The sequence below is a fragment of the Marinobacter sp. F4206 genome, from assembly GCF_019392195.1.
GTDB lineage: Bacteria > Pseudomonadota > Gammaproteobacteria > Pseudomonadales > Oleiphilaceae > Marinobacter.
In genome coordinates this window covers 1,578,936-1,590,867 of record NZ_JAHXKI010000002.1, presented here as the reverse complement: position 1 = coordinate 1,590,867, position 11,932 = coordinate 1,578,936, and the positions used below count along the sequence as shown (strand labels likewise).

General features: G+C 61.1%; 11 protein-coding genes. 5 read left to right on the top strand and 6 right to left on the bottom strand.

What is annotated here, in order from left to right; all coding sequences use genetic code 11:
* Positions 1–3: 3 nt before the first annotated feature.
* Complete coding sequence (mltF, locus tag KZO34_RS09715) at positions 4–1,380, bottom strand: membrane-bound lytic murein transglycosylase MltF (RefSeq protein WP_219476055.1); 1,377 nt, start codon at positions 1,378–1,380, stop codon at positions 4–6.
* Between the two features lie 229 nt (positions 1,381–1,609).
* Here mltF and KZO34_RS09710 point away from each other — a divergent pair, with 229 nt between their 5' ends.
* Together KZO34_RS09710 and KZO34_RS09705 are read left to right on the top strand one after the other, a co-directional pair.
* On the top strand, positions 1,610–2,065 hold the full coding sequence (locus KZO34_RS09710; protein WP_219476054.1) for a DUF302 domain-containing protein: 456 nt from the start codon (positions 1,610–1,612) through the stop codon (positions 2,063–2,065).
* Between the two features lie 149 nt (positions 2,066–2,214).
* The gene (locus KZO34_RS09705) at positions 2,215–3,135 is read left to right on the top strand and encodes a lysophospholipid acyltransferase family protein (protein WP_219476052.1); all 921 of its coding nucleotides are present in this window, start codon (positions 2,215–2,217) and stop codon (positions 3,133–3,135) included.
* On the opposite strand, the gene KZO34_RS09700 is transcribed toward KZO34_RS09705, so the two are convergent.
* On the bottom strand, positions 3,129–3,998 hold the full coding sequence (locus tag KZO34_RS09700) for a TlpA disulfide reductase family protein (RefSeq protein WP_219476050.1): 870 nt from the start codon (positions 3,996–3,998) through the stop codon (positions 3,129–3,131). The two genes, KZO34_RS09705 and KZO34_RS09700, sit on opposite strands and share 7 nt — an antisense overlap.
* 312 nt (positions 3,999–4,310) lie before the next feature.
* Here KZO34_RS09700 and KZO34_RS09695 point away from each other — a divergent pair, with 312 nt between their 5' ends.
* Positions 4,311–5,633 carry a DEAD/DEAH box helicase gene (locus KZO34_RS09695; RefSeq protein ID WP_219476049.1) on the top strand — a complete coding sequence of 441 codons (1,323 nt, stop codon included), beginning with the start codon at positions 4,311–4,313 and terminating at the stop codon, positions 5,631–5,633.
* 146 nt (positions 5,634–5,779) lie between these two features.
* Here the strand turns inward: KZO34_RS09695 and KZO34_RS09690 are convergent, their stop codons facing one another.
* Entirely contained in the window at positions 5,780–6,526 is a 747-nt protein-coding gene (locus tag KZO34_RS09690; RefSeq protein WP_219476047.1) for an OmpW/AlkL family protein, read from the bottom strand.
* Positions 6,527–6,683: 157 nt separating this feature from the next.
* Entirely contained in the window at positions 6,684–7,166 is a 483-nt protein-coding gene (locus KZO34_RS09685) for a winged helix-turn-helix transcriptional regulator (RefSeq protein ID WP_219476046.1), read from the bottom strand.
* A gap of 138 nt (positions 7,167–7,304) precedes the next feature.
* Here KZO34_RS09685 and KZO34_RS09680 point away from each other — a divergent pair, with 138 nt between their 5' ends.
* Together KZO34_RS09680 and bamE are read left to right on the top strand one after the other, a co-directional pair.
* The gene (locus KZO34_RS09680; protein WP_219476045.1) at positions 7,305–8,417 is read left to right on the top strand and encodes an NADH:flavin oxidoreductase; all 1,113 of its coding nucleotides are present in this window, start codon (positions 7,305–7,307) and stop codon (positions 8,415–8,417) included.
* A 136-nt stretch (positions 8,418–8,553) separates the two neighbouring features.
* Positions 8,554–8,862 (top strand): outer membrane protein assembly factor BamE domain-containing protein, encoded by a 309-nt coding sequence (gene bamE, locus KZO34_RS09675; protein WP_219476044.1) that lies wholly within the window; start codon positions 8,554–8,556, stop codon positions 8,860–8,862.
* A gap of 56 nt (positions 8,863–8,918) precedes the next feature.
* Here the strand turns inward: bamE and pntB are convergent, their stop codons facing one another.
* Both pntB and KZO34_RS09665 read right to left on the bottom strand, forming a co-directional pair.
* Positions 8,919–10,313: a Re/Si-specific NAD(P)(+) transhydrogenase subunit beta gene (gene pntB, locus KZO34_RS09670; RefSeq protein WP_219476043.1), complete on the bottom strand. Its 1,395-nt coding sequence runs from the start codon at positions 10,311–10,313 to the stop codon at positions 8,919–8,921.
* A gap of 12 nt (positions 10,314–10,325) precedes the next feature.
* On the bottom strand, positions 10,326–11,903 hold the full coding sequence (locus KZO34_RS09665) for a Re/Si-specific NAD(P)(+) transhydrogenase subunit alpha (protein ID WP_219476042.1): 1,578 nt from the start codon (positions 11,901–11,903) through the stop codon (positions 10,326–10,328).
* Positions 11,904–11,932: the final 29 nt, after the last annotated feature.

Below are 11,932 nucleotides of genomic sequence, written 5' to 3'. Positions count from 1 at the left end.
CATTTAATTGAAGGCGGCCCGGATAACGTCCCGGTAATTGCGAATGCGCTGCACATAGTGCACCGGCTCATAGCCGCGGGCATAGCCATAGCGAGTGCTGGGGTAGTAGCGCTTGTCCGCTTTCAGTGGCAGTACCTCGGCCATATCCTGCCAGGAGTCGGGGTTCTTGTTCAGTGACCTTGCCAGCTGACGGGCATCGAGCAGGTGGCCGCGACCGATATTGTAGCTGGCCAGCGCCAGGAAGGTGCGATCCGGCTCGGGAATGGTCTCAGGCAAACGGCGATGCCGGTCCGCCAGGTAGCGGGCGCCGCCGTCAATGGCCGCATACGGATCAAGCCGGTTGTCGACGCCGAGCGATTCCGCCGTGCGCCGGGTGAGCATCATGATGCCGCGGACGCCGGTTGGGGATACGGCTTCGGGATCCCAGTGCGACTCCTGGTAAGACAGGGCCGCCAGTAGCTCTGCGGGCATGCCGGTCTTGGCTTCTGCCTCCCGGAATTCGTCGATGAATTCGGGCAGACGATCTTCGATGCGTCGGTTCAGGGCGCGGAGATCCACGAAATCAAAATCCCCGATGTAGGCATAGTAGCGGTTCTCCATGCGGCCAATGGCTTCGTCGCCTTCGACGCTGTTCATCCATTCCCGGGCATTCGACGCCAGGGCATCCGAGCCTGTTGGCAGATACCAGCCAAGGTTCCGGCCCGTGGTCAGGTTCATCGCCACTTCCAGGTGGGGAAAGTGACGGCGCATGACCTGAACGATGTTGGAGTCGGCCACGGTGCAGCCGATGTCCTGATCGGCGACGGCCGACAGGATGATCTCGGTGGTCCGTTTGGTGTCTTCGGTGAACTCAATGCCCGCGTACTGGCTTTTCAGCTTGCTGAGGGTTTCAACGTAACTCGAGCCTGCGGTGACGACGATTTCCGTGCCGGGAAGATTCTCGGGTTGCCGGGGCAGAGGACGGGCGTCGCGATGGCACACCAGCTGCTCGGTGATTTCGGTGTGGGCCGGGCCGCGGGCGAAGCGTTCGTCCCGGGATGGCAGGTGCGTCAGACCGGCGGCGGCCAGATGGGTGGTTCCGGCCTCGAGCGTATTCAGGACCTCGCTGGTGGAATCGAGCATGGTCCACTCCACCTCCCAGCCGCGGGCGGTGGCGTAATCGCTGATTAGGGCGTATTCCGGCCCCACCGGGTTTTCATGCCGGTCCAGGTAGTAGGTGGTCGAGCCGTTGCGGGTGGCCACCTTCAGAATGCCGGTTTCGGTGGGTGGCTTGAGATCCGGCGCTGCCTGCTGGCTGGCCTTGCCTCCGCCGTTATCGCTGCAGCCCACCAGCAGCAGGGGCAGCATCAGGGCGCTGCATGAGAACTTCCATCGAAACATGATGACGACTCTCTTCTTGTTGGGACTTCTACGTAAAAATACGTACCTGCCTTCACAGATACTACTGAATCAATGATTTGGATGCACTGGAATCGAGTTTTCCTTCAGCGCCGTTGAATAGCCGCGCCAGTCCCGGAAACCCAGGCAGCGGCTTGAGGACGGCGCCAGAGCCCACGGCCGGCTGCAGTGGTCTAGTATTGGTCTTGCACTTCACTGACAGGAAACTGATATGAATACCCTCAGGCTTTTTGCCGTTGCCCTGGTCACCCTTGCCTGGGCCGGCCTGGCCCAGGCCGCCGACGGACTTATTACCGTCAAGAGCAGCTACAGCGTGCCGGCCACTGCCGACAAGCTGGTGGCGACGCTGGAAGAGAGAGGCATGACGGTGATGAACCGGATTGACCATGCGGCTGGCGCCGAATCTGTCGACTCCTATCTGAGACCGACCCAGCTGGTGATCTTTGGCAACCCCAAAGTCGGTACGCCCCTTATGCGTTGCGCCCAGAGTGTGGCCGCGGACCTGCCCCAGAAAGCGCTGATCTGGGAAGATGAGGATGGCCAGGTCTGGCTTGGCTATAACGATCCGGCCTATCTCAAAGCCCGGCACGGCATTGAGGGCTGTGATGAGGTCCTGGCAAAGATTAATGGGGCCCTGGCCGGTTTCGCCGAGGCGGCAACGCGCTGAACCGGACACCGTTCAGTGCCTGCGACAACGACTGTTACCGAAAGCCCATACTAAACCGGTGGTGAGTGTGTCAGGGTGCGTGGCTGTCATCCGGTTTGGTCTTTCGGTAGTTCTTGGCCGGTCATTTTCACTGTAAAGGTGATGGTTGTATGGCCTCTCGCAGCAAGGCGGCAAAGCGCCCGCTTTGGCATCCGGCATTCTGGGGTTCCTGGTGCCTGGTGTTCGTTCTCTGGTTGTTGTCGTTTCTTCCCATGTCAGTCAAGCAGAGCTTCGGTGGCTCGTTGGGCCGGTTCCTGGCCCGAAAACTCAAATCCAGGGCCAGAGTAGCCGAGGCGAACCTCTCTGCCTGCATGCCGGAATTGGATGACGTTGAGCGCAAACAGCTGGTCGAGGACACGTTTGTCGCCTCGGCCCGCGGATTCCTCGAAAGCACCCACGCCTGGTGGCGGGATATGTCGCCCTATTGTGACAGTGCTTCGGTCCACGGCATCGAGCACCTTGAGGAGGGCAAGCAGCGGGGCAAGGGCGTGCTCCTGATCGGCGGCCACTACAGCATTTTTGATTTCGCCTTGCCTCTGATCGCCTGCCAGCTTGATAAGCCGGGTTACATGTATCGGCCCAACAACAATCCGGTGATCGACCGGATGATCGAACGGGGGCGTCGCCGACATTTCAACATCCGGCCCTTTACCAAGCGTGAGCTGCGGCCGATGTTGTCATTCCTGAAAGAGGGCGGGCAGGTCTGGTTTGCCTGTGATCAGGATTTCGGCAAAAAATCGGAAGTGTTCGTGCCCTTTTTCGGCGTCAACGCCGGCTGTATCACCTCGCCCAGTTATATCGCCCGGCAATCCGGGGCGTCCATTATCTGCGTCAGTCACCTGCGCATGCCCGATGGCAGCTATCGGGTGGAGTTCTCGCCAATTCAGGAGACGTTCGGCGACGATACCCGGAAAGACGCGGAGATCTGGAACGGCTTTATCGAAGATACCGTCCGAGAACAGCCGGACCAGTACCTGTGGTTGCACAAGCGCTTCAAGAGCCGGCCGGAAGGTGCGGCCAGCGTCTATTGAGCCTCTTCCGATGCGGCATTGCCGTCCTGCTGGTCGCCATCGGAGCGATTTGACCGTTGCCCGAACTTGTCCAGACCCCGTGCGAGGGTGGCGTGAGAGAGTTGCCCCATGTGGGAATCCACCAGCTGGCCGTTGGCGTTGTAGAAGAGGGTGGTGGGCAATCCATGGCTGCCTGAGGCGCGGGCCAGCTGGCCAGCTTTATCCAAATAGACGTTGTCCACCTCCAGCTGCTGCTTAGCCAGGAACTGCTCGATGGTGCCGGCGTGCTCGCGCTGGTTGGCAAACACGTAGACCACATCGGAATCGCGCTCCTGTGCCTGCTGAAGAACCGGCATTTCCCGGATGCAGGGCGGGCACCAGGTCGCCCACAGGTTCACCACCATGGGTTTGCCCTTCGCCAGATCCCGGAGTGGGCTGCGCTGGCCATCCAGAGCGGTCAGCGCCACCTCCGGTATCCCCCGGGCCTGTTGCTCGATCAGGGCAAGGGTGGCCGTGGTGCCGGCCCAGAACAGGGTGCCCGTCGTTACGGCAACGGTCAGGGCGCGGCGAAGCGCCTGCCGGCGCCAGAGCAGGTAGAGCGTCATCGCCAGGGCCCCGATCACCCCCCAGACCGCATCAAATCCGCCATCCCGGATATCGATAATCCCGAGCAGGTCATTCCGATAGTGTTCGAAGTATTCAAGCACAAAGCCGAGTCGGGCAGCGATCATGGCGGCGAGGAAGATATCGGCGACCGGGCCTGCCACCGGTACGCCGTACCGTCGTCCCATAAGGCCGCCCACCACCAGGGCCAGAAGCAGGGCGGCAAGCACCGAAAGATGGCCTATGGACAGGCTCATGGGCCCCACGCTGATACTGGTCATGAAAACTCCGGTTGGGAATGAGAGGGGTCTGTGACGGTCTGCGGCCCCGTGAGTTCCTCTCCGACTGTTAACAAATACCTATGGCTAACTCGCCGGGCCTCTGTTACTGTGCCCGCATCCTGCCTCTAGGGATTCCGCTTTTTCCGGCCTAACGCCGTCTTGCGAACCATCCATACGACCTGTCAGAGGACGTCACCCCGTTAACGGCGCGTGACCGTAGTCGTCTTTTATTCCATGAATCTTCATGGCATCTGCCCGCATTCGCCCAGAACCGGTGTTCGTGGAGGCAGAACAATCAAGAGTTGATCCTATATGAGTTTTTCTTCACTCGGTTTGTCCGAGCAGCTGGTCCGTGCCACCACCGATCAGGGTTACGATACCCCTTCGCCCATTCAGGCCCAGGCCATTCCTGCGGTCCTGTCCGGCAAGGACGTGATGGCGGCGGCCCAGACCGGCACCGGTAAAACTGCCGGCTTTACGCTGCCATTGTTGCAGCGCCTGGCGGAAAAGCCACGCACCGGCAAAGGCCCACGCGCCCTGATTCTGGCCCCGACCCGGGAGCTGGCAGCGCAGGTGCACGACAGCGTGAACCTGTACAGCAAATACATTCCAACCAAGGCGGCCGTGGTCTTCGGTGGGGTGAAAATCAATCCCCAGATGATGAAGTTGCGCAAGGGGTTGGACGTACTGGTGGCGACACCGGGACGACTGATGGACCTGTATCAGCAGAACGCGGTGCGTTTTGACGAGGTCGAGATCCTGGTCCTGGACGAAGCCGACCGGATGCTGGACATGGGCTTCATCCGCGATATCCGCAAGATCCTTGCGCTGTTGCCGGCCAAGCGCCAGAACCTGCTGTTCTCCGCCACCTTCTCCAACGAGATCCGCACCCTGGCCCAGGGCCTGCTGGATAATCCCGTTCAAGTTGAAGTGGCGGCCCGTAACACCGCGGCGGAAAGCATCAAGCAATCTGTTTATCCGGTCGATCAGAGCCAGAAGACAGCCTTGCTGAGCAAACTGGTCCGGGACAATGGCTGGGAACAGGTATTGGTCTTTACCCGCACCAAGCACGGGGCCAATCGCCTGACCCAGAAACTGGAGCGCGATGGCATCACGGCAGCGGCGATTCACGGTAACAAGTCGCAGGGTGCCCGCACCCGCGCATTGGCCGAGTTCAAACAGGGTGACATCCGGGTTCTGGTGGCGACCGATATCGCGGCCCGTGGCCTGGACATCAAGCAACTGCCCCAGGTGGTGAACTTTGAACTGCCGAACGTACCGGAAGATTACGTCCACCGGATTGGCCGTACCGGCCGGGCAGGCGAGAGCGGACACGCGTTGTCACTGGTCAGTGCTGACGAAGGCAAGATGCTGGCGGGTATCGAGAAACTGATCAAGAAACAATTGCCAAGAAAAGCCATGGAAGGCTTCGAGCCGACCAACAATCTGCCCCTGAAGCCGAAAGCCAAGGCCGACCCGAGCAAGGCTCGCGGCCGAAACGGCAACGGTGGTGGCAATGGCAGGCCAGGCGGCAAGCCCCGCAGTGCCGGCGCGAGGCCGGGCGGGCGCAGTGGTGGCCGCAGCCAGAATGGTGGTGGTCAGCGAGGCCGGTCCGCCGCCCGTCAGAGTGGCTGAGGCAGGCTGAGATTACGCAGGAAGGCGGGGCATTTGCTCCGCCTTCCTGTTTTTAGGGGATAAAAAAACGGGGCCCTGAGGCCCCGCACAGGAAGTGCACCTTCCGTCAGCCCACAGACCTTGGCGGCAAGCGGAGGGCACGGGGATCAGAATTTGTAGGAAAGGCCGACCATGTAAACCCAGGGGTCGATTTCAACATCGAGCTTGCCGGTAGTGATCTTGCTGCCATCGGCGGCATACACACCAACCTCGGCGTCGGTATCGATGTCGATCCACCAGACGGCCGCGTTCAGGCCAAGTTTGTCCGTCAACATGTAATCCAACCCAACTTCGGCCGCCAGCCCAAAGCTGTCGTCGAGGGTCAGATCGGTGCGATCCACCGTACCCGCCGGTGTTCCCAGATTGGCCTGGGCGACAGCATCCACAGTATCCGTCAGTGTCTGGGTGGTCTTCTCTTCGAAGAAATTGGTGTAATTCACCCCGGCGCCAACGTACGGCTGGAACTTGCTTCCGCTCGGCATCGGGAAGTACTGGAAGGTCAGTGTCGGGGGCAGATGCTTGGTTTCACCGAGTTTGCCCGCGCCGCCCAGAATGCCGTCGCCCTTGATGTCGTGGTTGAACGGAGTGGCGGCGAGAAGACCGACACCAAAGTGGTCAGAGAGCATGTAGCTGAAGGTAAGCCCCAGCTGGGTGTCGGATCCGACTTTTACTTTGGCGCCGGGAATAACCTCGAGTCCGGGCAGGTCGGTTCTCAGGCTGTCGCTGGACGAATCCGGATCGACCGTGGCGGCTCCGGCGCGGCCAATGAAATCACCGGCCTCGTAAGCGTTGGCAACGGGAGCGGCGGCCAGAACCGCGGCAGCCAGAACACTGAGTTTGAATGTATGGGACATCTCCATCTCCTTAACCTGAAAGTGTGATGGGCTCAGGTTAATGACCACGGAGATTGGAAAGTTGATTTGGCGCAAGATTCGCCGGCGAACCCGACCGCTTTATTCACCGCTTTGATGTAACTCAAAAAGTGGGCAGGTGTGGGGCTTGTGCCAATGGTCAGGCGGAGTTTTTTTTGCTTCCGCTCCGACTCGCCGGCAGGGAGTCCTCGGGCACGAATACGTCCCGGACCGTCAGTGGTTGGCCGTCGGCGTCCTGGACTTCCACCGGATGGATGGGGCGCCCTGTGGCCCGGTCACGCAGATCCAGGGGTGTTTCATCGGGCGCCGGGTTCCATTTGTCGCCCCACTGGCGCAAGGCAATGACCACCGGGAACAGGTCCCGGCCCTTCCCGGTCAGGCGATACTCGAATCGCGAACCGTGTTCGCCGACGTCGACCTTGCTCAGGACTTCGTTGTCCACCAGCCGGGCGAGGCGGTCGCACAGGATGTTCTTGGCGATGCCCAGTTCCTGTTGGAAGTCGACAAAGCGTCGGGTGCCGTACATGGCGTGCAACACGATCAGCAGGGACCACCAGTCGCCGACTTCATTGAGAGCGCGGGCGACGGAGCAGTTGGAATCATCAAAACGTTTTCTGGCCATGTAGGGGAGTGTACCGAATAGGGTTGCATTTTAAAACCAGATTGAATAGGGTTGCTTTACGAAACCAAATTGATGAGGTCGCTATGTTTCTGATCACCTCATCGCCAGTCAGCTTCTTTAAGCGAGGAGTGTTCTCCCATGACCATGAATCTTGGCCCCCTTTTTCAGCCGTTTGAGCTTCATAACCTGAAGCTGCGCAACCGTGTGGCGATGGCGCCCATGACCCGTAACTTCTCGCCGGGAAATGTCCCCAACGAGGACGTGGTCAGCTATTACCGTCGCCGTGCGGAAAATGGCGTTGGCCTGCTGATTACCGAAGGTACTACGGTGAATCACGCCGGCGCCAATGGCTATCCGAACGTTCCGGCGTTCCATGGTGACGATGCCCTGGCCGGCTGGAAGCAGGTGGTTGACGCCGTTCATGAGGCCGGTGGCGCCATCTTCCCGCAGCTGTGGCACGTCGGCGCCGTACGTAAGGAAGGTATCGAGCCCGATCCGTCGGTCCCGGGTTACAGCCCGTCCGGCCTGTTTGCACCGGGCAAGCCCAACGGCAAGGCCATGACCAAAGACGACATTGACGACGTCATCAAGGCCTTCGCCGATGCCGCCCAGGATGCCAAGGCACTGGGTTTTGACGGCGTCGAGATCCACGGTGCCCACGGCTACCTGCTGGACCAGTTCCTGTGGGAAGGCACCAACCAGCGTAATGACGAGTATGGCGGCAGCATGGAAAACCGGCTGCGGTTCGTGGTTGAAATCGTCGAGGCCGTCCGTCATCGCGTTGGTCCGGATTACCCGATCATGCTGCGTTTCTCCCAGTGGAAACAGCAGGATTACGAAGCCAAACTGGTGAACAGTCCGGAAGAACTGGACGCGTTCCTGGCACCGCTGGTCGAGGCCGGCGTGGACATCTTCCACGCTTCCACCCGCCGTTTCTGGGAGCCGGAGTTCGAAGGCTCTGACCTGAACCTGGCCGGCTGGACTCAGAAACTGACCGGCAAGCCGACCATGTCGGTCGGCAGTGTTGGCCTTACCGAAGACTTCATCAGCGGTACCTTTGCCAGCAAGAAAGAAGCCGTGGAACAGTCCGGCATCGACGAACTGGTTGAGCGCATGAACAACAACGAGTTCGAGCTGATCGCCGTTGGCCGTGCCCTGCTGCAGGACCCGGAGTGGCTGGTGAAAGTGAAGGAAGGGCGGATTGGCGAAGTGGAACCGTTCGCCAAGAAGTCCCTGGCCAAACTCTACTGAGTTGTAGTACCCCTTCGGCCCCGGTTTATCCGGGGCTTTTTTATGCCTGCCCGTTCTGCACCTGTCTGATCCGTAATCGCGTTCACCGGCAGATCCACTATCATGGGCCCACCGTTCATTGGAAGGGAGTGAAAGGATGTTCAACTCAGCTGTACTGAAGATGACTGCCCTGGTTGCCGTGCTGACCCTGGCCGGTTGCGCCACGGTGGGTCAGGAGTTTGCGACCCACAATGTCGATGAAATCACCATTGGCGAGACCACCCGCTCCGATATCGAGGCGCTGTTCGGTGAGCCCTGGCGCACCGGCGTCGAAGACGGCAAACGTACCTGGACTTACGGCAAATACCGCTGGTCGGCGTTTGGTGACGCCGAGACCACCGACCTGGTGGTGCGCTTCAACGAGGACGGCACAGTCTCCTCCTACGTCTACAACACCACCGAGTAGGCAGGTTCCGGCGCGGTATCCGCTAAGGCCCGATACCGCGCCCTCACGCCCCGAGGCTAACCCCGTAAACCGGTGACCAGCTTGTCGATGCTGTCCTTGGCGTCGCCGAACAGCATGTGGGTGTTGTCCTTGAAGAACAGCGGGTTCTCCACCCCGGAGTAACCCGTCGCCATGCCTCGTTTCAAGACCACCACCCGGTGGGCTTTCCAGACCTCGAGCACCGGCATACCGGCGATCGGGCTGCCCGGATCTTCGGCGGCGGCCGGGTTTACGGTGTCGTTGGCACCGATTACCAGCACCACGTCGGTGTCCGGGAAATCCTCGTTGATCTCGTCCATCTCCAGCACGATGTCATAGGGCACGTGGGCCTCGGCCAGCAGCACGTTCATATGCCCTGGCAGGCGACCGGCCACCGGGTGGATGCCGAAGCGCACGTTGACGCCCCGTTCCCGCAGCAGCTTGGTCATGTCACTCACCCCGTTCTGGGCCTGGGCCACGGCCATGCCATAGCCCGGGACAATGATCACCGACTCGGCGTTGCGCAGTTCCTCGCACACCTCATCCGCACTGGTCTCCTGGACCGACTGATCCGCGTCGGCCGTGGCCGAGCTGCTACTGGTCTGGCCGAAACCGCCGAGGATCACGCTGACGAAGGACCGGTTCATGGCCTTGCACATGATGTAGCTGAGGATGGCACCGCTGCTGCCGACCAGGGCGCCGGTCACGATCAGCAGGTCATTGCCGAGCATGAAACCGATGGAGGCGGCCGCCCAACCCGAGTAGCTGTTAAGCATGGACACCACCACCGGCATGTCGGCCCCGCCGATGGCCATGATCAGGTGAATGCCCAGTACCGAGGCAATCAGGGTCATCAGCACCAGGGCCACCAGTCCCAGCGCCAGGCTGTCGGTGCCCAGGAACCAGGCGCCCAGCAGCACCGAGACGATCACCGCCACCAGATTCATCAGATGCCGGCCAGGCAGGGTCAGGGCCTTGCTGTCGATGCGACCGTCGAGCTTGCCGCAGGCCACCAGGGAGCCGGTAAACGTGACGGCGCCAATGAAGATCCCGACAAACACCTCCACCAGTTTGATGGTGTGTTCGGTTCCGACCGTGACCTTGAGCGGTTCAATGTAGCCGGCAAAACCCACGAACACCGCCGCCAGTCCCACGAAGCTGTGCAACAGCGCCACCAACTGCGGCATCTGGGTCATTTCCACCTTGTTGGCGATGGCGATGCCGACGCTGGCACCCAGCAACACCGCAATCACGATGGCGATCAGGCCGCCGCCGCTGACGTTGGCCACCGTGGCAATCAGGGCAATGATAATCCCGGCCACGCCGTAGAGATTACCGCGCCGGGCCGATTCCTGATGGCTCAGGCCACCGAGACTGAGGATAAACAACACGCTGGCCACCACATAGGCGACACTGACGAGTCCTGTACTCATGGTGGTCGACTCCTACTTACGGAACATTTTGAGCATACGATGGGTGACCCGGAAGCCGCCCCCCACGTTGATGCTGGCAATCAGCACCGCGACAAACGCCATGATCCCGACCGCAATGTTTTCGGCCTGGGCCAGGTGCAGCATGGCCCCGATCACGATGATGCCGCTGATGGCGTTGGTCACGCTCATCAGGGGCGTATGCAGCGACGGGGTGACGTTCCAGATGACCTGCCAGCCGATGAAACAGGCCAGCACAAAGACCGTGAAATGGCTCAGGAAACTCTCCGGTGCGTAGGCGCCGACTCCGTACAGGGCGGCCACCGTCACCAGCAGCAGGACACTTTTGCCAATCAGGCTGCGTCGGGCGGATTCCTTGCGGGCGGCCTCCTTCTGGGCCGCCGAGGGCTCCTCGGTGCCCGGTGCGGGTGTCGGACTGACCGGTGCCTCGGGCTGGGGTGGCGGCCAGGTCACATCCTCGCCATGCACCACCGTCAGGCCACGGATGACGTCGTCCTCCATGTTCACCACGGGCTCGCCGTCCTTCTCGGGGGTCAGCTCGGTCATCAGGTGAAACAGGTTGGTGGCGTACAGGTCACTGGCCACCTTGGCCATCCGGCTCGGCAGGTCCGTGTAGCCGATCAGGGTAACGCCGTGTTTCTCGGTAATGGTGCCCGGCTCGGTCAGTTCGCAGTTGCCGCCGCGCTCGGAAGCCAGGTCGACAATGACACTGCCGGGCTTCATGGATTTGACCATGTCCGCCGTGATCAGCCTGGGCGCCGGTTTGCCGGGAATCAGGGCCGTGGTGATGATGATGTCCACCTCTTTGGCCTGTTCCGCGAACAGCGCCATCTCGGCCTTGATGAACTCATCGCTCATCTGCTTGGCGTAGCCGCCGGTGCCGCTGCCTTCCTCCTCGCCAAAATCAAGCTCGAGGAATTCCGCACCCATGCTTTCGATCTGCTCTTTCACTTCCAGCCGGGTATCAAAGGCCCGGACCACCGCGCCCATGCTGTTGGCGGCACCGACGGCTGCGAGTCCGGCAACGCCCGCACCGATCACCATGATCTTTGCCGGTGGCACCTTGCCCGCCGCGGTGACCTGGCCGGTGAAAAACCGCCCGAAATGATTCGCCGCCTCGATGACCGCCCGATAGCCGGCAATGTTGGCCATGGCGCTCAGGGCATCCATTTTCTGGGCGCGGCTGATGCGTGGCAGGCTGTCGATGGCAAAGGCGGTGATCTTTTTGGCCGCGAGCTTTTCCAGCAGCTCCGGATTCTGGGCCGGCCAGATATAGCTGACAAGGAAGGCCCCTTCCTTCATCAGGTCAATCTCGTGGGCCCCCAGGGACGCATTTTCCAGCGGCGCCCGGACCTTCAGGATGAAGTCCGCTTCGCGCCACAACGACCGGGTATCAACGGCGATACTGGCGCCGACCGACTCGTAGGCCTCGTCCCGGTAGTGCGCGGCCTCGCCGGCACCGGCTTCGACGATGACCTCGTAACCCAGATCAATCAGTTTGTGCGCCGAGGGGGGCGTGACCGCGACCCGCCGCTCGTCGGTGAAAATCTCTTTCGGGATGCCCAGTTTCATAATGCGTGCGCCCTCCGGCTGAACGGATG